Below are 22,327 nucleotides of genomic sequence, written 5' to 3' on the forward strand. Positions count from 1 at the left end.
CAACGGGTTTTCATTTAACCTTTTTTCGTGAATTCAAAAAATGCACTAAGCACTGCTGTCTTCGTTCTTTTGGGCATTCTGATCGGTCTTGGCGCGTATTCATTTATATACGCCAAGGGATATTCCTATCTTTCCGATGATCCCAAGGCGTGCATCAACTGCCACATCATGCAGTCCAATTACGATTCCTGGAGTAAATCAGGACATCAATACGTGGCAAAGTGTAATGACTGCCATTTGCCCCATGGAAATATGGCAGCCAAATATGCAGTCAAAGCCATGAATGGATTTGCTCATGGATGGGCCTTTACGTCACAAAAGTTTCACGAGCCCATACAGATCAAAGAACACAGTCGAAATATTGCATTAAAAAGCTGTCTGGCATGTCACCAGCCCATGGTTCAATCCATGGACATTGGCGCACATCAAGGCACTGAAGAAAACGTTAAGAATTGTCTCCACTGCCACCGCAGTGTGGGACATGGACAATAGGAGAATCCGATGTCAGCCACAAAACGAAATCTGCTTATCATCCTAGGAATGACTCTCTTAACGATCGTTGCTGCCGCATTGCTGGTTAACATCTTTGAACGAAAGCAAGAGGGCAAGCAAACTTTCTACCGCGTGGTTGAAATCACTGACGACATCGAAGATCCCGCGGTGTGGGGAAAAAACTTTCCTTATCAGTACGAATCCTATTTAAAAAGTTCTGACATGACTCGCACCAAGTACGGCGGCTCTGAAGCTTTCCCTCACGTCCCAACAGATAAAGACAACCGTACTTTCACTTCTGTGCAAAAGCTTGATGAAGATCCTCGTTTAAAAATCATGTGGAATGGCTATGCATTTTCCAAAGATTTCCGCGAAGAGCGTGGTCATGCTTACATGTTACTGGATCAGGAACTGACCGAGCGCCAGGAAGTGGTGAAGCAACCAGGTGCGTGCTTAAACTGCCATGCCTCCACCTACTCGATTTATAAAAATCTGGGTAATGGTGATCTGGATAAGGGATTTCATGAAATGAACAAAATCCCTTACAAAGAGGTTTCCAAGATGGCGAAGCATCCCGTCGCTTGTATTGACTGCCATGATGCAAAGGACATGTCTTTGCGTATCACTCGACCTGCGTTTATTGAAGGCATCAAGGCCTTTAAGGCCACTCAGGGTATTAAAGAATATGACTTAAACAAAATGGCTTCGCGCCAGGAGATGCGCACTTATGTCTGCGCCCAATGCCACGTTGAGTACTACTTTAAAGGTGAAGGCAAAACTCTGACTTATCCATGGGCCAAAGGTATTAAGGTTGAAGAAATTCTAGCGTACTATGATCAGGAAAAGTTCAAGGACTGGGTTCACAAAGACACGGGCGCTCCAGTATTAAAAGCCCAACATCCCGAGTTTGAGATGTTCTCGCAAGGCACTCATGCCAGAGCTGGTGTCGCATGTACAGATTGTCATATGCCTTACCAGCGTGTGGGTGCGATGAAAGTCACGGACCACTGGGTACGCAGTCCATTATTAAATATCAATCGCGCCTGCCAGACATGTCATAACGTTCCGGAAAAGGAACTTGCTGAACGCGCAAGCTCGATCCAGGATCGCCATCACAAACTGCGTGATGTGGCTTTTGATGCGCTTATTGACCTGATTAATGCGTTAAAGCCTTACAAGGATATCGATCTTGCCAAGACGCCTAACAAGGACCTTGAGGCCGCGCGAAACTTCCAGCGCCATGCCCAGTTCATGTTCGACTTTGTCGAGGCGGAAAACTCCACAGGGTTCCATGCTCCGCAGGAATCGGCCCGCATCTTTGGTGAGTCGATTGATAACTCCCGCAAGGGAATCATGGCGGTTCAACGCTATAAAGATAAAAAGTAAAATTAAAAAGACCGGCACTCTGCCCGGGCTTTTTTTTACCTACGACTATTTTCGGCTATATTGTTTGCGGAAATAGAATAAGAGCAAAATCCCAATGCTCATAATCAGCGAGCCCAGATACTTTAGAACTCTTCCGGGATCTTTATTCACGGACAGAATACTTACGAACTGCGATGAATTTGGCAGCTGATCAAAACCTGCCTGATAAATACTAAAGCCTTCGTGCTGCAAGGGCTCATTCATGGAGATTAAGACTTCTTTCCCATCCCCGTAAGATACGGAGCTTTCATAAGCCATGGCTTTCGTACTTCCCGGATACTGGGACTTTCTAAATTCTTTTAGCTCTAACGGAAAACCCAGATCCACCTGCCGGTTGCGATAGGATAAAAGATAAACGTGCTTATCTGTGAAAATTTTCAGGTAATCATTTAGGAACAACCAGTTCTCATACCCCCCCTGGCGCACCTTTAAAGCGGCCACACTTTGCGGAGTCGGATGATCCAATTTTTCCAGATCCCACTTCACTTCCGCTTTGGGAAAATAGCGGAGCATGCGAAATTCCAAGCCCATCCACGGAGTTGTCACCTTTTCTCCCTCGGCAATATCCCCTTTGATCGCAGGATCTTTTTCATTCTCGCGATAGAAGGCATACTGGGCGCCTTTTTCTTTAGGAACCAGGCGAATTTCATGGCGCCGAAGATTTCGATCCCACAGACCGCCCATCGATAGCAGCACAGGACCCATGTCGTAGTTGATCTTTTCAAAGACATTTCTTTGCACCAACCACTCGATCGTCTGTATGCGGTTATTGGTCATTTGAAATCGCAAACCCGCCCCACTTTGCGCGATCAGGGAGTTTTGCACATTTTGTTTGGGCAAGGCATAAGGGACTGACTCTGCGATTTCTATTTCCGCGTCTTTGGTTTTAATTAAAAAAGGACGGTCGCTTTTAATGGGATTTTTTAAAAACTCAACAGGCTCTGAATGAACGATATCGTAATTAGCTCCATCTTTAGAGCGGTAAAGAATCAATTCTGTTTCAGAAACAGTGACGGCTGAGTTTTTCTCGCCCGGAAGCAGGCGGATTGTACCATCAATGCCTTTTCTCTGGGTGATCACGGCACCCACGATGATCATGATGACACCGATATGGGCAAATATAAATGCTGCATGTTTTTTTTGCCAGGGCCAGCGTGACGCGATTACAGCGATCAGACTGATCACCAGCATCCCCATCGTCAGGTTCATCCATACGGAACCATAGACAAAGACCTTCGCCGCCGTGGCATCATAGCGACTTTCCACGATGGTACCGATACAGATTAAAATAGACAGCAGCAGCAGAGTGATCACAGCCAATTGCAATGACGAAAAAAACCGGACCAGTTTTTTGAAGCCCTTACGAATCATCTGCACCAAGCTCCTGTTTTTTTGATCTACAATCCCTTAATACGAGCGCGGTCCCCTACTATCCACAAAATATCAGCAACCTGAATAACTTCAGCGGAATCCGGATTTAAAATTCGCTCACCACCGCGTTCGATCCCCACAACCAGTCCGTGAGTCTTTTCTCTTAACCCGCTTTCGCGAATGGACTTATGCAGGAACTCGGATTGCTCGCCGACCAGATACTTATCCAATGAATATTCGTTCAGGTCAGATTCTGATGTAAAGTTATTGTTTCCAGCTTCAATAAATTCTTTAAACTTTACCAGCTGCTCGTCGGTTCCGATCACAAACAAAGTGTCATGCGGCATTAACAATACATCACGCCCGGGCGCCATGATCTTTAAACGTCCGCGTTCGATTAGTGCGACTGTCACGCCGAATCGTTCACGAACAGACAGCTCCACCAAAGGAATACCAATGTACTCAGCCTCTGCCGGAACTTTAAATTCCGTCAAATGGGCATCCCAGGGTGCCAGCTCCTGTGTATGCGATCGTGATTGGGGCTTGTTCACTTCTTCTGCAAGGTTCGTTAAAAAACGATTTTCAAACCACATGTACACGGCGCGAAGTTTTGTCGATAACACATAACCCACAACGATCGCCATCCAGGCAGTGATCCCTAATGCCCAACCCAATGGAACGAATTGCGCCACCATCGCAAGCACCAACCCCACAGCCACCGTAATTCGTGAGATCAAAAAGACATAATCCGAAGTGCCGCGATTTTCCTCAGCCACAAGACTGTCAAATTGCTTGGTTCGTCCAAAGGCCAAGGCCCATAAAAATGGTGAACTTAAAATCAACGTTGCCGTTAAAGTTAAAAACTTTGCCGAGCCCTCTGCGATCTGGTGGTTCAACATATACGGCAACGTCACTCTTGCCATTAGCAAAAACACCCCGATTACGATCACGGCATTCAGGAATATTTTAAAGATATAAGCGCGCACCTGATCGCGGGATTCTTTGTGCGCTCCTACGACTGCAGAAAACATGCTGTACCGATCCAGGGATTCGATCATCTTGGATGGCATTTTCTTTTCAAGGACCTGATAAACGCTGTCGGACATGCGAATCATCAGCGGTGTCGTAAAGGCCGTAACCACACTCACTGAAACTGCCAAGGGATAAAGTTCGGGGCGCACGACTTTAAATCCCACACCGACCGTTGCGATGATGAACGAGAACTCCCCGATTTGCGAAAGACTCATCCCGGTTTGCAATGATGAACGTAAGGTCTGTCCTGACAGCAATGCCCCCACTGTCACACCCACGGTTTTCCCCAGGATCACCAATACCGATAACAATAATATCACCTGCCAGTGCGAGGAAATCACATCCGGATCAATCAACATACCGACTGAAATAAAGAAGACGGCTGAAAAAAGGTTTTTAATGGGACTTACCAGATGATGAATGCGCTCGCCCTCAATGGTTTCGGCTAAAATGGAGCCTGTGATAAATGCACCCAAGGCTGCTGAAAATCCAACTTTCACAGCAAAGACAACCATCGCAAAACACAAACCAACGGCGACGACCAAAGTGGTTTCTTCGTTTAGCAACTTCTGCGATCTCTTTAAAGCTGTCGGCAACCAGAAGATTCCCACGACAAACCACAAAGATAAATAGAACGCGAGCTTTAAGAACGACAGCAACATATCGGTGCCGGCGAACTCGCGAGTCAGGGCAATTGACGTCAAAAAGACCAGAAGCAAGACCGCGACCAGATCTTCAATAACCAGTACACCCATCACGATGCTGACGAATTTTAAATTTTTAAAACCCATTTCCTCGATAGTGCGCATGGAAATGGAAGTCGAGGAAATCGCAAGAATGCCCCCTAGGAAAAGGCAATCCATCAGGTCCCATCCTAAAAGCTTCCCAGTGGTAAAACCAATCAAGGTCATGACACCGACTTCAAAGAGTGCTGTAAAACTGGCAGAGCCGCCCACTCGAAATAGTTTTTTAAAACTGAATTCCAAACCTAAGGCGAACAAAAGAAAGATCACCCCGATATCAGCCCAAAGCTGCACACCCTCGCTACTGGTGACTGAACCGAACAATCCGATTTTGGGTCCGATCAAAAATCCCGCAACCAGATACCCCAGAACCACCGGCTGATTAAGTCTTTTAAAAAGAAGAGTAACGATACCTGCAGTACCAAGAATAAGAGCCAAATCACTAATCAGAGCCGGAAGATTATGCATACCTAAAAGGTTACGCCCTCCCATTTGGGGAGGCAATGCATCAAGGGCTGCCGCCGCACCGCACCCCCGAAAGGTACGGCGTACCTTTTCGGGGAATTACCTAAAAAAAAGGCCCGCTTTTGAAGCGAGCCTTTTTTGGAAGTTCTTTTTTTAAGAAGGAACTATTTAGCTGATAGAGCTGCAGTTACTGCTGCTTCAGCGTCTACAACACCAGCACCGTATTCGTTGTTAGTGTTTGGAGATTGAGGAATCGCAGTCGCCATCAAAAGTTGTTTTACTTGAGCGCCGTTAAGGTTCTTGTTAGCTGCTTTCATCAAAGCTGCTACACCCGCAACGTGTGGAGTTGCCATAGAAGTACCTTGGAAATCAGCGTAGTCAGTAGCTACAGTTTGAAGAGTTGCTTTAACTTCAGAACCAGATTTCAAAGAAGCTACGATTTTTTGACCAACAGCTTGTTCGATCATGAACACTGCTACTGGAAGTACAGAACCGTCATCAGTCAAAGCGCCATTGATCAAACCTGGAGCGTTGTTGTAGATAACCGCGCCGATTGCGCCAGCTTTAATAGCGTTTTGAATTTTAACAGAGAAATTGATTTCGCCACGTCCGATCAAAGCGTATTTGCCTTTGAAGTCTTTACCTTTGAAATCTTCTTCTTTACCAAGACCCGCTTCAACCAAAACATTCGTTTCAGCTTTCAATACTTCACGAGCACCTTGGAAAGTTGTGGATGCAACAGGAGCAGTTTTACCTTCAACGCTGATTTTAACGGAAGATTCACGACCTGTACCTTGAGGAACAGAAGAAACAACGCCAACACCCGGAGCTACGATCGCAAGTTCTGGACCGTATTGAGAGAAGTCAGCTCTTTTCAAGTTGCTGTCAACTGCACCAACTGCGATTACAGTTGGAAGAGCTGCTGGATAAGACACGCGGCCTTTACCATCGTTACCGGAAGCTGCTACAACAGTAAGACCTGCTTTAGCTGCTTTTGCGATAGCGTCTCTTTCACCTGGAGTAGACCAAGCGCCACCCAAAGACATAGAGATCACGTCAACTTTTTGAGCGATACCCCAGTTGATACCAGCTGCGATAGCTGCATTGGAGCAACCGTTGTTTGAACAAACACGGCCTGCCAAAAGTTTTGCTTGAGGAGCAACACCTGTGAAACCGTTGCTGTCCAAAACACCCGCGATAGTACCAGCACAGTGAGAACCGTGACCGATCATATCTGTGAAGTCTGAACCATCAGAGTCACCAGTAAAGTCTTTACCTTGCTCGAAGTTAGCTTTCAAAGATGGGTGATTTGCATCGATACCAGTATCAAGAACCAATACGCGAGCGCCTTGACCTTGATTTGATTTTGCCCAAGCTTGAGGAGCTTTAACTGCAACGATACCCCATGGAGTTTTAGCACCCGGAACTGTCGGAGTGTTTCTTACTGGAGTAGACAACCAGCCAGATACTGGAGCTGGTGCTGGATGGAAAACTTCTTTTTCCACGTAAGCAACTGCTGGATCGTTTTGAAGTTTAGCGATCTCAGAATCACCTTTTGCATTAACGATGAATGTATTTAGATTTTCAAGACTTTGCTCGATTTCCGCATTTACTGGAGTCGCTACAGCGTGACCCATTTTAAGTGCGCCGGAACCTTTAACTTTATAAGCCATGTGAGCAGCTTGGAAAGTTTGTGAGTCTTTCATGATAACGATAACACGCTCAGCATGAGCAGATGTCGCAACCAACAGAGACAAGATTAATGAAAACAAATTAAGTTTCATGTGTGGGCCCCCCCTACATTCCTTGGACTCAACTTTTGGAGTCCTTATGGGGAGGGAGTTCATTTCATGCTGTACATTTTATCAAGTACTCTTTTGGAACCACCTAAAAATAATTTTCTGTAATTAAAAAGTGAAATTGTCTGTCAAGGCAGTGATGCGGCGATGCAGTTCCAAATTGGAACCTCAGTTCAAAAATAGAACCAATTCATGCGGAAGTATTAGATATGCTTATGGTAGCTATGAATATGACTAAGAAATGATGCTTAAAATTAAAACACCGCAACTGATGCGCTGCGGTGTTTTTGATAGGTCAATGAACAATATTTGAGCACACTCTTTTAGTGGGAATGCCCACCAGAAGAGGATTCTGGGACCGTTTTCCCCACTGGCAAAAGGAAGCTCAGTGGATGATGAAGGATTCTGCGGAAGACCGCTTTACGAATCGCACGACGAGTGGGTGGAGTCACTCCACGGGCTTTAACGGCAACCAAAAACGCCATCGCAAAACTTACCGACACGTTAAAGAAACCTATTAATAGGACACCAATCACCGCACGCCAGAACAACCATGTTTTTAGGAAGTCCACTCCAAGTACTGGAATTGCGGCTCCCATTCCTCCCGAAGATAGAGTCACGTGGCGCACATCCAAAGGGATACCCAAGAAGCGCATAATTTCTGGAGTCATTCCCAGCAGTACGCCCAAAGAAATATTCCCCAACAGGCCTGAAATGTTTTTCTCAAAGAACATCGCAATTCGACGGGCGCCGACTTTACCAAAGATCGTCATAAGAGTCGGACTGCGCGCTAAAGTTGTACGCAAGGAATTTAGAGCAAACCAATTGTCTCCCCATCCCGCAAACAAACTCGAACCCCACAACAAAATACCGGTAAAGGCCGCATAGAAAATCGCAGGACCAAAGACATCCACTGACGTGAATGATTTCAACGCTGTTGCTTCAGACATAATATGTTTTCCGGAAGCCAGGAAAACAATCGAGTCCATCAACATTGTGGTCGGCACAACCAACAGGATATTACCACCGACAGCGGCCACTTGAGAGCGAATCAGATGGGCGATCTCATCGACCATTTTCTCCATCCCCTCTTCGGTTTCCACATCACGCATGTGCTCGGCCAATGCCGGGCCCGTCATCGCCGGCTGCTTGGTACCCAAAGTGAAGCCAGCAAGGTGAATCACAACGAAGCTGATTGCATAGTTTGTCGAAGCTAAAATACCCAGCATGAATTCAGAAAAGCCCGTCGCCAGAATTCCCGTCTTAATATAGACAGTAAAAGCAGTGACGAAACCGCCACCGGCTGCGGCCTGAACCATGTTGCGATATTCTTCTTTAGTACGAGTGATGTAATGCTCGCCCGTTTCCGCTGCACGCTGTACCACTTTTTGTGCAAGCAAACTGATATTTTGTGAAAGCAAGGCACCGACACTTTGCAGATCGTGATTTTCTTCGATCAAACCCGCTACAAAGCTTGTCACTTTTTTCGCATCGGGAACGTCGGTAATAAGAATATCCACCAGACTGTCGATACGTTGCAGGTAAATTCTTAAACGAGTCATCTGGAAAACCAGATTGATACTGACACCGAAATCATCCAGATGCTTATCAACCTGGGAAAGTTCACGGCGGCACTCCCACACCATCAGGCGCAGACGAGATGCCTTTTCAAAGAATACTTCAGGACGTCCCGATTGGTTGGCTTCGATAAAGTCTTCCAATACCGAGACAATTCCAAAAAAAGCAGAGTCGCGGAAGTTCGGACGATCCAGACGATGACGAATCGCCGGAGACAAACCGATGGCACGCACTTGGATTCCCAAGTACACCAGCGCATCTTCCATATCGCGCTCCATACGGTTCCAGTCCGCTTCAAGCGGTGACGTATGGTAGTTGAAAAGTTCCAGAATTTTCGCAAAAAGATCATGATCAATAGACGCAATCCAAAGAGGATCTTTTTCGCTTGGGAACAGTTCCCAGAACAAGTAACCCAATTCATGATCTAATGGTGGACTTGGCAGAAACTTCATTACCATGCGGTCCATGAACTCGCCAATAACACCTACTTCGTGGGGCAATCCGGTTTCGGTATAAAGCTCAAGTCCGCTAACGTTTTTAATAACCGAACGTAAAATAACCGCCACATCCCGTTTCCATTCGGGATTGCGCTCCAAAACCATCAGGACATAGCGCAGGCGCGCAATCGCCACGTGGTTGGCATCTTGTTTAAATTCATCTGAAAGCAACGGCTCGTAACGAATCCATCTTAAAAGATTCACCAGCCAATGAAGCTGGTCTTCCAGGGCTTTTTGATCCCCGGCAAAGCCCAGCAAGGCATCCAGATCGGCATGAACATCGCCGCGTTTTCTATATAGTTTAAATCGATGAAAATAGTTCTTAAGTTGCGAAAACATATCGAAATTTTGCCCCAGCCTATGAGTTCCTGCAAGCATTGTGCGTCAAAATTGAAGGTGCAACAATTTGTCGTCTGGTCGCGCCACGAGTCCCTGTGTTACAAGCGACCTATGAAACAACTGATTTGTGCTTTTATTCTACTGACCTCATTGGATCTCTGGGCTGCTAAACAGTTTACTTCTGTTGATGGAACAGATGTGCTGACAAGCAAATTTCTTCACCTGGAAACCAAAGCCGCTAAAAAAGGCACAGTTGTCGTCTTTCTTTCAGCCAAATGCCCCTGCTCTGCAAGTCACGAAACTTTGCTGAAAAATCTGGCAGAGGAATTCAAAGACTTTAACTTTGTCGGCGTTCACTCAAACACCGATGAAAATGCCGAGCTTACTAAAACGCATTTCACTCAAGCCAACCTTCCTTTCCCCGTTATTCAGGATTCGAAGTCACGCTTAGCGAATGAATTTGAAGCGTTGAAAACGCCCCATGCTTATTTGCTATCCCCTGAAGGTGAAATTCTATATTCCGGCGGAGTCACTGACAGCAATGTCGGTCCTTCGGCGAAAAAGCATTTCTTAAAAGAGGCGATCGAAGACACGCAAGCAGGAAAAGCTGTACGTAAAAAAGAAGGCCGCGCCGTGGGCTGCTACATTCAGCGCGAGGAAGCGTAAGTGAAATACATCGCCTGTTTATTTTTACTATTATCCGCTTGCGCACAACCTGACTATATTGATCCAAAGTCACCGGATTCTGTGCAAACAGATCCCTCCCATGCACAATGCCCATTGGCTCTGCCAAATTCGGGATTGTGTGCCGATGTTCAGTGGAGCTTGGGACCGCAATCCCCTGCAGAATCTGAATTCACTTTAAAGTTTTGGAACAATACGGACTCTTCAAGCGGTCCTTTTGTTGATCCAGCCAACAATTTAAGTGTGATTTTATGGATGCCTTCCATGGGACATGGTTCTTCACCTGTGACGATTGAAAAAATCGAAACCGGCGTGTACCGCGTTCGTCGCGTGTTCTTTATTATGCCTGGCGACTGGGAAATTCGCATTTCTCTTAAGAACGGTACATCCGCAATTGATCAAGCGACTGTGAGCTTGGTGCTGTGAAATCCATCGCGTTCTTACTTCTTGCTTTAAGCTTTTCAAACTCTGCATCAGCAGCCAGCTGCTGCGGCGGCGGCTTTGCTTTTCCAGCCCTGATCATGGGTGACGACAAAGCTCAACTGACCAGCTCTTTAAGCTATGCCCAAGTGACTGATGATGTTTTAGCAAATAAGAAGTGGATCAAACGCGACGACGGCAATCACAGCCAAACTTTAAAACTTGAAGCAGCAACCCTGCTATCCGACACCGTGCAAACCGGAATCTCTGTCCCCGTCATCACCAGAACCATCGCCCATGAATCCAGCACAGGATTAGGAGATATCGGTTTAACTTTAGGCCACGAAACCCTTCCAGAAAAAAGTTACTCCCGTTGGAAACCCAAGGGCTTAACATTCCTGCAAGTGATCGCCCCGACATCTCCCTCGATCTATGATGCCATGAACACATTAGCATCTGATTCCCGCGGCAGAGGATTCTTCTCGGTCGGCGGCGGTGTTGCTTTAGTAAAAATCTTCGGACGTTACGATGCCAACGCCAGCCTTGAACTGCACAAATCCTTCGCCCGCGATTTCTCAAGCCCCGCAAACGGCGGCACGATCACTGCTACCCCTGGCTTCGGTCACGGCTGGAGCATCGGCGGCGGCTGGAACAAAGGCGACTGGCGCTTGGGCACAAGCTTCACCGGCCTCTACGAAGACGCCGTAGAAATCTCCGGCGCCCAAAATTCCAAAGGCTCTGCCCAAAAGAATGTCACCTGGTCCGCAATGGCAAACTATATGATGGGCATGGAGAGCGCCTGGACATTGTCCTACGCCGACCAAACCCTGTTCGGTGCGCCAGAGAACACTCCGCTATCAAAAACGGTTACAATCAGCTACCAAACTCGCTGGCAGCGATAAGTTATCGGCATTCAGAAATTACTGCACAAAACATATTTCGATTGGTCGATAAACCGTAACCTTACTCAGCTAGCCTCCACTCGGGAGCGTTAGAACAACGAAGGAACTTCTCATCTGCAGAGACCATCACATCCGCCAGCTTAGATGGCCGCTCGCAGTTTCTTCCATATAGTGGCAGCAATCGGTCATAGTCGATTTAAGTGATAGTTCTTTGACTGCACCCAAACTTAGCGAACACAAGTCCTTCTTCGAATACACCACAAAGAATTGAAGTTTCCCATTTGGCTTATTTACAAGATCAAGGTGATCTTTACAGCCAGGTTGAAGCAACGATTCAATTGCACCGGCTACATAGTGACAATTGCTTTTATAATATATCTTCGCTCCATACCCCATCAATAACTCATCCTACCAATTAGCTTCTAGGATTCAAATTAACACCAAAAGACGATCTGCGGACAAAAAACAAAGTGGTGACAATCCGAAGCCAGAAATGATGGAATATAAATATCAATCACTTTACAGGGCCTTTGAATTAATGAGATTCGTCGACTGGGTAATTAAGAATAGAGAACTTATTCTTCGATACAATATCTGGGTTGGCTTTATTAGTCAGCTGGTATGGATTGTTTCGATGATGGAAGAATACCTGAAAATTAAACTGTTGGATTTGACAGGCCTGATTATTCTTTTAATCACCGCTGGCACACTCGTTGTTGAAGCCCTTCTATGTGACAGACTTTTACGAGCGAACAAACGTATGCTTATGATTATCTCACCAATGCCGCTTATAACAGGATTAGTTTTAATGGCGGTTTTGGTTTTACAGACCTGGATGAAGAAGTCTTTCTCTATTCAAAACTTCTCTCTTGTACTTCAAACAGTCTTTACACTGCTAGGATTAATGCTAGTGATTGTAGTTCAAACTGTCGGTTTTGCGTTTATTCTGAGATTTACCTTGAGATCTAGATATGCAAAGAGATTATATCAAAACTTCAATCAAGCTAACTGATCTAACTACTTTTTATAAACATCAAGGATCTTCTTGTAACTGTCTTCCAATCGTACTTTCTCAAAAGTCGGCGCTTTCCATTTACTTCGGTTAAAGTACACTTTTTCAAATATACTTGGATCAATCGTTGCAAGCGCGGAAACAAAGTACTTCCATTCGTCTTCACTGCCTCCTGCCCAATATAATCCTCCCGATAAATTGTCACTTGGACTTTTAACTTGCAGGTGTCCCCTAAAAGGAGAATCTAATATGACCCGCTTCACGTGGAAAACTTTGTATTTTCTAGTGATAGGAAATTTATCTATCAATTCGTCCCCTGCCAGTTCAAAATTTTGATTTCTCTGCAAGACCATAATACCAAAAAACAATATATAAATTAAAACTAGCGAGACAATCACGGCGTTATCAAAAGGTTCAATTTCTAGTTTTTGAGGAGAAGCCATAGAGGCTAACCCCAAAACAAAGAAGACTCCGACAATTGGTAGACAAACCAGAGCCAATAGCTTGCCATAACCAACACCGTACCTTATGTAAGAAAGAAAACTCTTATAATAAATTTTTGGTCCAAACTCTTTCATACTAGTACCTTATTTCCTTAGTTCGCTGGACTCAAGTTAATCCCATTATTCGGAGGCAATGGGCCTAATACCGGAACCGGTGAGCTTGGAACAGTCAGCCCGTTTGACCAAGATCCATCAGGAGCTTGATAGTACATGTCATTTACATAGCTCAACGGATCCAATGTCGTATCAACCGGATAAGCGCCCCCCTTTAATGAGTCCGTGATTGTAGCTGCTGCATCCTCTGCGCTAGACACAATTGTCCCGCCTTGACCAGGATTACCTCCATACACAGATGCAACACCACCCGATATTGCACCGGCAACTATCGCAATAGCCAAACCAGTACCACTTGCACCCATAGCTTTGGCGAACAATCCATTCCCAACAGCACCACCTAAAGCACCAAAAAACATACCCCAGCCTGAGCCAGCTGCGACGTTAAGTCCCAATCCCACACCACCAACATACGTAAACAATCCAGCCGTCGCAATAGTCGCCGCAGCCCCTCCCATTCCAATCAAAGCTCCGTTTCCAAATCCCTGCCAGAATTCTCCATCTTTCGCGTTTATGCCACCAACAATCCCGCCAATTAAACCAGCGATCAATATCCCGACGAAAATCCAACGTCCAGACGGATCTGTAAAAACAGTGGGTCTATTTGCACCGTATATGTATTTATTTACGACACTTGAAGGATGCGCCATGTTCCCAGCATAGGGATCCACTTGGATGAATCGCCCAATCTGAGGATCATAGTAGCGAGCACGGTGATAATACAATCCAGTCTCTGCATCATATTCACGACCCCCAAATAAGAATATATTATTAAAAAATGGGTTAGCTGATATATCAGAGCCCGCATCAGACTTCACGCTTACAAGCTGACCGAATCCCTTATAATCATATCGCTGAATAATACTTCCTGATCCATTAGAAATCGAAGTGATTGAACCAAGATGATCTTTTTGATAATAGTAGCTGCCAGCGTTTTGGGATATTTTTGCAGCTACACCAGCAGTTGTGATATTAGCTCCAAGAATATCGTCAACTGATCGCATATTGTGCGTATATCGAACCAATAACTGACTATTGCCATACTCTGCTAGAATATTTGCACCGTCATAAACATAGTAGCGCTTGAAGGTCTTGCCGACATCTCCGAGAGCAGTGGAATCAACCACTTCTTTCGAAACACGACGTCCTAACACATCATAACGGAATGAAACAACTCTTGTCGGAGAAGCCATTAAATTCTTATATATTTGGACTTGGACCAACTGATTCTTGGAATCGTAACTATATCGAATACTTTCATCGACTGAAGAATCCTTTGCCTGACGCAAAACGAGATTACCAATGAAATCATATTGGTAACTAAATCTATAGTCATCCGTTAACCGCTGACTAGATTCATCATACTGGTATGTTCCACCGCCATCCGACACTCTATCCCCAACTTCATTGTACGAAAAACTTTCGAGCCCTCTATAGGAAGCATTAGCACTCGTAAGCTGTCCATTTGGATCGTAACCGTAGTCAATTTGACCAGATGGATTTCGTTTTGAAGTCGGAAATGTTCTTGAATCGTATGATAATGCTGTGAAGTCCTTTTGAACTGATCCCCCATAGTGAGATATCTGACTCACCAGGCTACTTGTATTGTATTCGTATTTCGTGTATCCCCCATTTCGAGTCAACTGTGCCAATCGCCCTAAGGCATCGTATGAATACCCGAAAGAATCGCCCCAACTATTCACAATGGTCTGCAACCGGCTATTGCTATCATACGTATATGATATCGTCCCAAGGGAACTTTGCAAAGATATGCGATTACCAAGGAGATCATAATTATAGTTTAAAGCTACCGCTGGATAAGAAGATAAAACCCCTTTACCGGAAAGGGTCGAAGTAATTACATTTCCTTGTGAATCATAAATAGAATCAAGAGTACTAGTGTTGTTGGACACTTTTTTTACTCTTCCCCCACCATCATATTCATACGTGAGTATATCATCCGAGAATTGAACTTTAGCCAATTGATTTACAGAATCATACTGGAAATACTTAGTATTGCCATTTGGATCTGCTTCTTCAATTCTTTGCCCAAGTGAATCATACTTAAACGTGTACTCTGCATTGTTTGATTCAATTTTCTTTGAAAGATTACCGACTCTATCGTACTCAAAATTCGTGATTTTGCCCTTAGCATCTACGATAGAAATCAATTGACCTCTTGCTGAGTATTGATAACTAGTAACATCTCCGTTACTCTGCTTCACTGAAGTCAATTTGTTCATTACATTATAAGTATAGCTAGTCAATAGCTCTTGACCATTAGCTGCTACTACAATTTCTTTCAACTTATTCCCAAACACGTCACTTTCATATTTGACATATTTTCCCGAGCTATCAATCATTCTATTCAAACGTCCCATGCCGTCGTATTCAAATTGAATAGTCTGAAATGTTGAGCCATTTCTTAAAGTTTTTTGAGTTACAAGGCCTCGAGCTTCGTACTGATAGGTTTCCGAAATCCCTGCAGGGAATTTCGCTTCAATTAGTAAACCGGTGGAACTATCAAATTTATTCTCAAACTGATTCCCATTTGCATCAGTATGCAAAACCACTCTCCCGCTAGCATCGTAACGTCGCGTTTCGATAGCTCCGGATAATTCATCCTTTGTTGATAACATGTCCCCAGTTAGTTGATCATAAACTACACTGATCTTAGATCCATCTGCCTTTTCGACTTTTGTGGGTCGTCCATATAAGTCGCGTTCAATCTTTGTTTCCCGTCCAAGAGCATCCCTAACTGAAGAGATGTATCCCATATGATCTGCGGTCATACTCGTTGTAACATTATTGGCGTTTGTAACCTTGAATGATTTCCCCTCTCCACCGTAACCTGGGGATTGCATCTCACCTACCACTCCATTCGAATAGTTATTGGCTATTGTCTGAGAGGCGATATCATTTATAACCTCAGAGGATCCATCGGGCTTAGTAACTCTATGCAACCTATGCCATTCGTTATAAGCGTACTCGGTAACTTCCCCCAGTTGATCGACACTCGCAACCATTTGCCCTTTACTATCATACTCGAATTTCTTATCGGTTCCGTCAGGAAACCTAACTTCTGTTAAATTGTCACCATCATAGAAAAGAGTGGTTTTTCGACCAGCACTATCAGTAATAGATTTTAATTTTCCATTGCCCGAGTATTCATAATTAATAGATTGTCCCGAAGGAAACAGAATTTTCTCAAGGCCGTTGTCCACATTATATGAATAGCTTGTTTTTTGTTTTAAGGTATTCTCAAAAATAATTTGATTACCACTTGAATTGAAAGTCTCAATCGAACCATCTCTGCGGATTCTCGACCACATTCCATCTAATGACTTAGTGAGAATTGATTGGTCTCCATTCGATGAAGCAAAAGATAGAGCTCCGCCTTGGGGTCGTGTAAATGCGACACGGCGAATTTTACTGTGACCAGAATCAACAACAATGAGATTATTCAGGTTATCAACGCCTACGTGCGTTGGAGCACACAAAGATGCGAGTAATGCGGATCCACCATCGCCATCGAGAGCTGAACATGCTCCACTTCCTGCCACTCTATTTGCAATTCCTGTTTTCAAATCCAACTGCATAACACGGTTATTTCCGGTATCAGCAACATACAGATAGTTATTGGCAGAGTCGAAATACATTCCTCGGGGATCATTTAGCATCAAAGTAGAGATTGCAACTTGATCTCCAACTCCAGTCCCACCAGCAAACTTACTTATCGCTCCACCAGGAGTTACTTTACGAATCAAACCGTTTTCTGATGAAATGTATAAGTTTCCTGATGAATCATAAGCCAAACCTTTAGGATGATAGATTGACGCCTGTATCGCATGCCCACCATCGCCTAAATCTGAATTTGCACCAGTTCCAGCGACTACTACTTGCTGTCTCGTGTTAATATCATAAGAGACAATACGATTATTACCAGTGTCAGCAATGATTAACTTTCCAGAAGGTGAAAACACTACTGCTGTTGGATTATTTAGGGTCAAACCTGCATACCCAAGAGACCCTTCACCTTTATCAGTAATCATAAACGGAGCGCCATAATAGTTACAGGCTACGTTCTGAGATTGCGGCTCCCCAGGCCCACAAGGATATCCAAATCGCTCAGTACAAAACTCCTGCACAGTTTCCGGCGGACGATTAAAGTATCCAACAGCAAACCAACCAGGGTAATATTCAATTCGCTCTTGAGTCGAGTAGTACGGCAGTTCCTTATCACCCAACAATGGCAAAGTTTCACCACTTCTAATCAACATACTTTCTTTAGCGTGTGTAACAAAGAATTCCCCATTTGATGTACGGGCAATACCACCAGGAGTGAACTTAGAAACGAATGGGTAGCGGACTGAACTGAAGTTACCAATAAAATTGTTCTCTGCATTCCGCTTACATGAATACCACCCCTGAGAAGGTAACTTACCAGAGCTCTGCGGGAGAGTGAGAGCATTTCCATTAGAAATTCGTCCGTTCTCCAAATCAATTTCAGCAATGAACGACTGTTTTGCAGGAACGTCCACAGATCCAGAGTATGCGAACGGCCAGCTCGATAAATCCACACCGTTTTTTAAATCAATATTTCCTGAATTCGCATTGAACAAAGTAGATATAACATTATTCAAAGCATATGTAGAAAGAGAACCATCACCCTCCTCAATCATTATTCTTGAGTTTTCAGGATTATAGATTTTCGCTGCCCCTCCTAGGTGCCAACCTCTTCCAGCTGATGATTTAGTTTTATTTTGAACTAAAATGTCACTTTGAACATCTTGAGGAAGCATTGAAACCAATTGTGACGCAATTCCTGTCCTAGTCATAGTCTGGGTGCGCACCTCTTGCAAACGTCCGTCTACCCAAATATGAGTGTTAGAAGTCATTGTGTTTGTCGTAATTACAAGATTCTTCAGAGAGATCTCAAATCTAGCCAATGCAGGATGAATACCTGATTCAAGATATTCATTCGTCTCTGAATTAATTAGCGGAACTGCATAACTAACTACAGCTGAACGAGGAATTCCCATTTGTTCGATAATTTTTGTAGCTGCAGCATTAGTTATTTTAGTTCCATTTATCTGCTGTATCTCTGAATCTACGTTTTCTGTCGCAAAATCTACTTGATTTGAGGCAATGTTGCTTACAAAAAACTGAGAACGAACTTTGTCTGGAATCCAATAGTTGGTAGATTCCCAATTAGTTTTAAAGCTATTGTCAATAACATAGTCCAACCAGGCGGACCGACACTCTTGCCATCCCCACATCACTTCCCAGCAATTTACGGCCTTAATCCAGCCTCCTGTTTTACTACCACCAGTAACGACACCAGATCGAGGGGTGTCGGGATTTGGTACAGCAAAAATATTCGAAACAACAGCAGTAGGATTCGCCCAATTGCTTTTATAGTACAAGCTAGGAGAAACGTCTTTATCGTAAACTTTAAAACTAGGCGAATTGATTATCGCACTTGAACCACCATCAGAGGCATTAATACCCAGGAGATTTGGGTTCTGCACACTTGCTATCAATGGCGCCAAAGGAACAGCGTAAATGATGCTAAAATGTGTAATACCTGAATCGGAATTGGTCTCAACCGAGTTTCCATCATCCGTAACTTTACCTTTTCCATCAATCTCCCACTTACCAGTGGATGAATTTAAGGAAATAAACGCCATCTGCGTTCCTGCTGGTAAATCATTATCGTTAGGAACTTTTATGGAAACCTTTTTAGTGAACTTAGTACCAGACGGCTCAAGCGATATAACATTTGTTGGCGTAAAGTTGGACGGAACTGGCATTGTTGACCGCTCGACTTAATGGTCATCATGTTAATGATACCACTCCCTCCCCCTCCGGGAAATACAGTAGAATTGCTAGGAATCATTAGCGAAACACCTGGTGCATGCGGACTAGTTACAACTGCTGCAGATCCTGCTGTCACCTGAGTTTCAGAACCATCCGTTAAAAGTGGTGTTAAATATACAACTCTTTCAAGGACGTTCTTTTGACCTCTACCAACATTCACCGCAATAAATGTCGTACTATATCTCTTTTTGCCAGTATCACCTTCACCGATAACAACGCTTGATCCATTGACAATCAAGTTTTGATCACCAGTCGGAGGGTTTAGAATGATGAACTCACCAGAGGAATTCGTAAAAACTGAATTAGTTGAATTTGAGACGCTAATCAGGGCATTCACAAGCGGAGTACCCTCAACATCTTTCACAATTCCAGACAAAGACGTTTCTTCAACAGTGTAAGTAAGATTAATCTGTTCTTGCTCTCCAGTATCAACATCCTTTGACTTTACTGAAACACTAGAGAAATTTTTAATCTTTACTTGAAACGATCCGTCGGAATTTGCATAATCTTTTGCTCCGTTAAACAATGATGCCGAAACGGAAATCTCCGCCTTAGCTCTAGTTGAAGAGCTTGCACCAATAACCCACATATTGACGCCATCTGCATCAGGAACAATTGACACCAGCTCCTGAATCAACAATCTTGCTTTAATTTTTAAATCAATGTTAGTTGTTGCAGTATTTCCTGCGAGATCCTGAGCAGATACTTCCAGAACTAAGTCACCTTGATTAGACGCTACATACTGCCCATTGAACTCAAGTCCACTAGAAGATACTCCTACACCTACACCATTAACTAAAACACTCTTCAATTTCTCATTAGACTGCCCTGAAACCAAAAACGCAATCCGATCAATGATCGAGCCATCTACAGGGATAATATCGCTGAGTATCGGCGCCACAGTATCCCTTTTAACTTTGAGGATGCCCGATTCTTTTGAATTACCAGCCTCATCCGAAGATACAACCTTCAAAGTATTTTCGCCTTCGCGATTTAATTCGAACGGGTAATCAAAATTCTTAGATCTCGTCTGAAATATTTCGACGTCGTTAACAATAACCTTTGTCCAAACAGGAGAAGCATCTGCAACTTCAATGGTTACGCTCACAGAAGATTTATTCGTGAGAACAAGATCATTATACCGAATAACTGAAATTGGTTGTACGTTATCAAATTTTACTAAAATATTCTGTGAAATTATCGTCTCATTCCCTGCAATGTCTTTTACAGATAATTTTACGGGACTACTTTCGCTTTTATTTAGTTGAAAATCTCCAGAATATCGAAGGTCGTTCTCCGAGACAACGATCTGCGTTCCATTGACTAATACTGCTGACAAAATCTCGCTTGAAGAGAATGAAATTGGAATATTAATAGGAAGTACATTCGTATAGATTGTACCACCTAGCCCAACCTGAAGGTTAGCAATAACAGGCGGGGTGGTGTCAAAAACAACTACCGATGTTAGCTCCGAAATATTCCCGGCTTTATCAACACCAACTACTCTAATATTATTTAAGCCCGCTCTAAGCGCAACCGGCAATTGAAAACCATTAAGATCTGAATAACCGACTTGAACGCCGTTTAAGTAGATTTTGGAATCGACTGGTGATGCATCTGTGATATAGACATTCAAATTGAAAGATTCAGTCGTTGATTCGGATCCATCAACATGACCAAAAGTAATAATTGGTGCAGTTCTATCGATCACAACACTAGAAGAATGCGAGGCTATACTTCCAGAACTATCAGATACCTTCGCACCAAAAGTATAAGAACCCTCTTCAATTGAATTGATCTTTCCTGTCACATTCAATTCGGTCGATGTTGGATCCATCGCAACACCAAGGCCGCTAGTCAGGTCAAAAACAACATTTTGCCCCTGCTTGCTTGTTCCGCTCAACTTAACGGAAAGAGTTGATTTATCGATTCGACCAAAGGAGTCTTTTGCTGAAAGATTGATTTCAGGAAACTCTTTCGAGTATGTACTTCCCGATGGCATACCCCCAATAATCCATGCAGGAGCGACAGTATCTTGAATAGTTCTTAAACGATATTCAAGGCTACCAACCGTACCTTTCTTTTTACCTTTTTCTGTGCGATAGAGCGTTAACAAAAACTTGTTATTTTGGGCTCTATTCGCATCTAGAATACTGACAGGAATAGAGAGAGAATCCTTTAAGGAGTCTAGTGAAGACGTCCCCACAACCTTTCCGTCTCTTGAAATCTCCGCCAAATAACCGTACTTAGATTTGAATTTAAAAAAGTCATCATTCTGATCTTTATCGATACGCGAAACTTTAGCGATAAGATCTGTGCTAACTTTTTCAAAGTTCACACCTGGAGTCGCAGAAATAGCAAAACGGAAACCATTAATTGAGGTGCCAACATTTGCAATGGCAGCAACTTTATTCTCAACTTGCAAAGGATAAACATTCTGCGCAATCAGGTTATCATCAGTATTTAGGCGATCTTCGATTTTTCCTCGAAGATCTTCGATCTGAGCTATTTCTCTTTCAATTACGGCTATAACCTTCGCTACTGCATTCTTTTTCTTATAGTAGATCTTTAGATCCCGAAGCGCCGCCAAACGTCGTTCAAGCTTACCTTGAATGGAAGCAAGTTGTTTAAGCTTAAACTTATCATGAGAGTTGTTGAAAATTTTAAGGGCGAACTGATTTACATCATCAGGAGAAATAGCAGCAGAAGTGTACTTAAAAGAGATTTCGTCTCTTCCTTCACTTTTAAAGACGACCTGGCTAGACACGTCAACTGCGGATGCTGGGAATGAGCCTGCAAGCTCAATGCCCTCTTTCTTGAACTCCTCTAGAAGTCCTTTGCTTTTATTTCCAGACAACCAGTCAAAGAAGTCCTCAAACCAAGATTTTTTGCCTATAACTTTAATAGATCCAGTGACGACAACCTGATCACCAGCCTTATAGGTGGTCTTACCTGTAGAAACGGCAACTTCAACACTTTGCCCGTCGTCTTTACCGAGATAACTTACTCCGGCTTGGGAATGAATACTAAATAAGAAAGCACCAGCAACGATCAGATTAATTGTCTTCATC

General features: G+C 43.8%; 13 protein-coding genes. 6 read left to right on the plus strand and 7 right to left on the minus strand.

Annotation, left to right across the window (positions count from 1 at the left end):
- Positions 1-27 precede the first annotated feature (27 nt).
- Positions 28-492 (plus strand): cytochrome c nitrite reductase small subunit, encoded by a 465-nt coding sequence (gene nrfH, locus ACLWNV_RS10820; RefSeq protein WP_413584435.1) that lies wholly within the window; start codon positions 28-30, stop codon positions 490-492.
- 9 nt (positions 493-501) lie between these two features.
- The gene (locus tag ACLWNV_RS10825; protein ID WP_413584436.1) at positions 502-1,878 is read left to right on the plus strand and encodes an ammonia-forming cytochrome c nitrite reductase subunit c552; all 1,377 of its coding nucleotides are present in this window, start codon (positions 502-504) and stop codon (positions 1,876-1,878) included.
- A gap of 45 nt (positions 1,879-1,923) precedes the next feature.
- Here the strand turns inward: ACLWNV_RS10825 and ACLWNV_RS10830 are convergent, their stop codons facing one another.
- The 4 genes from ACLWNV_RS10830 to ACLWNV_RS10845 all read right to left on the minus strand — a co-directional run bounded on the left by ACLWNV_RS10830 (position 1,924) and on the right by ACLWNV_RS10845 (position 9,741).
- The gene (locus tag ACLWNV_RS10830; RefSeq protein ID WP_413584437.1) at positions 1,924-3,288 is read right to left on the minus strand and encodes a cytochrome c biogenesis protein ResB; all 1,365 of its coding nucleotides are present in this window, start codon (positions 3,286-3,288) and stop codon (positions 1,924-1,926) included.
- Positions 3,289-3,314: 26 nt separating this feature from the next.
- On the minus strand, positions 3,315-5,531 hold the full coding sequence (locus ACLWNV_RS10835; RefSeq protein WP_413584438.1) for a cation:proton antiporter: 2,217 nt from the start codon (positions 5,529-5,531) through the stop codon (positions 3,315-3,317).
- A 161-nt stretch (positions 5,532-5,692) separates the two neighbouring features.
- On the minus strand, positions 5,693-7,312 hold the full coding sequence (locus ACLWNV_RS10840) for a S8 family serine peptidase (protein WP_413584440.1): 1,620 nt from the start codon (positions 7,310-7,312) through the stop codon (positions 5,693-5,695).
- 338 nt (positions 7,313-7,650) lie between these two features.
- On the minus strand, positions 7,651-9,741 hold the full coding sequence (locus ACLWNV_RS10845; protein WP_413584441.1) for a site-specific recombinase: 2,091 nt from the start codon (positions 9,739-9,741) through the stop codon (positions 7,651-7,653).
- A 111-nt stretch (positions 9,742-9,852) separates the two neighbouring features.
- Here ACLWNV_RS10845 and ACLWNV_RS10850 point away from each other — a divergent pair, with 111 nt between their 5' ends.
- The 4 genes from ACLWNV_RS10850 to ACLWNV_RS10865 all read left to right on the plus strand — a co-directional run bounded on the left by ACLWNV_RS10850 (position 9,853) and on the right by ACLWNV_RS10865 (position 12,759).
- On the plus strand, positions 9,853-10,407 hold the full coding sequence (locus ACLWNV_RS10850) for a redoxin domain-containing protein (RefSeq protein WP_413584442.1): 555 nt from the start codon (positions 9,853-9,855) through the stop codon (positions 10,405-10,407).
- Positions 10,408-10,851, plus strand: a complete 444-nt coding sequence (locus ACLWNV_RS10855) for a FixH family protein (protein ID WP_413584443.1) — start codon at positions 10,408-10,410, stop codon at positions 10,849-10,851.
- The gene (locus ACLWNV_RS10860; RefSeq protein ID WP_413584444.1) at positions 10,848-11,747 is read left to right on the plus strand and encodes a serine protease spb1; all 900 of its coding nucleotides are present in this window, start codon (positions 10,848-10,850) and stop codon (positions 11,745-11,747) included. Before ACLWNV_RS10855 ends, ACLWNV_RS10860 begins: the two co-directional genes overlap by 4 nt.
- 493 nt (positions 11,748-12,240) lie before the next feature.
- The gene (locus ACLWNV_RS10865; RefSeq protein ID WP_413584445.1) at positions 12,241-12,759 is read left to right on the plus strand and encodes a hypothetical protein; all 519 of its coding nucleotides are present in this window, start codon (positions 12,241-12,243) and stop codon (positions 12,757-12,759) included.
- Between the two features lie 5 nt (positions 12,760-12,764).
- Here ACLWNV_RS10865 and ACLWNV_RS10870 read toward each other — a convergent pair whose 3' ends face one another.
- From ACLWNV_RS10870 to ACLWNV_RS10880, 3 genes are read right to left on the minus strand one after another with little or no spacing between them, the layout of a single operon-like run.
- Positions 12,765-13,337 carry a hypothetical protein gene (locus tag ACLWNV_RS10870; protein WP_413584446.1) on the minus strand — a complete coding sequence of 191 codons (573 nt, stop codon included), beginning with the start codon at positions 13,335-13,337 and terminating at the stop codon, positions 12,765-12,767.
- Between the two features lie 17 nt (positions 13,338-13,354).
- The gene (locus tag ACLWNV_RS10875) at positions 13,355-19,189 is read right to left on the minus strand and encodes an RHS repeat-associated core domain-containing protein (RefSeq protein WP_413584447.1); all 5,835 of its coding nucleotides are present in this window, start codon (positions 19,187-19,189) and stop codon (positions 13,355-13,357) included.
- Entirely contained in the window at positions 19,105-22,326 is a 3,222-nt protein-coding gene (locus ACLWNV_RS10880; RefSeq protein WP_413584449.1) for an Ig-like domain repeat protein, read from the minus strand. Before ACLWNV_RS10880 ends, ACLWNV_RS10875 begins: the two co-directional genes overlap by 85 nt.
- Position 22,327 lies beyond the last annotated feature (1 nt).

The organism is Bdellovibrio sp. HCB274, from assembly GCF_047306075.1.
Lineage (GTDB): Bacteria > Bdellovibrionota > Bdellovibrionia > Bdellovibrionales > Bdellovibrionaceae > Bdellovibrio.

What these genes read in the sequence shown, in the direction of transcription:
- ACLWNV_RS10875 (WP_413584447.1), bottom strand. Translation starts at nt 19,189, where the DNA reads ATGCCAGTTCCGTCCAACTTTACGCCAACAAATGTTATATCGCTTGAG.
- ACLWNV_RS10850 (WP_413584442.1), top strand. Translation starts at nt 9,853, where the DNA reads ATGAAACAACTGATTTGTGCTTTTATTCTACTGACCTCATTGGATCTC.
- ACLWNV_RS10865 (WP_413584445.1), top strand. Translation starts at nt 12,241, where the DNA reads ATGATGGAATATAAATATCAATCACTTTACAGGGCCTTTGAATTAATG.
- ACLWNV_RS10880 (WP_413584449.1), bottom strand. Translation starts at nt 22,326, where the DNA reads ATGAAGACAATTAATCTGATCGTTGCTGGTGCTTTCTTATTTAGTATT.
- ACLWNV_RS10870 (WP_413584446.1), bottom strand. Translation starts at nt 13,337, where the DNA reads ATGAAAGAGTTTGGACCAAAAATTTATTATAAGAGTTTTCTTTCTTAC.
- ACLWNV_RS10845 (WP_413584441.1), bottom strand. Translation starts at nt 9,741, where the DNA reads ATGTTTTCGCAACTTAAGAACTATTTTCATCGATTTAAACTATATAGA.
- ACLWNV_RS10840 (WP_413584440.1), bottom strand. Translation starts at nt 7,312, where the DNA reads ATGAAACTTAATTTGTTTTCATTAATCTTGTCTCTGTTGGTTGCGACA.
- ACLWNV_RS10825 (WP_413584436.1), top strand. Translation starts at nt 502, where the DNA reads ATGTCAGCCACAAAACGAAATCTGCTTATCATCCTAGGAATGACTCTC.
- ACLWNV_RS10830 (WP_413584437.1), bottom strand. Translation starts at nt 3,288, where the DNA reads ATGATTCGTAAGGGCTTCAAAAAACTGGTCCGGTTTTTTTCGTCATTG.
- ACLWNV_RS10835 (WP_413584438.1), bottom strand. Translation starts at nt 5,531, where the DNA reads ATGCATAATCTTCCGGCTCTGATTAGTGATTTGGCTCTTATTCTTGGT.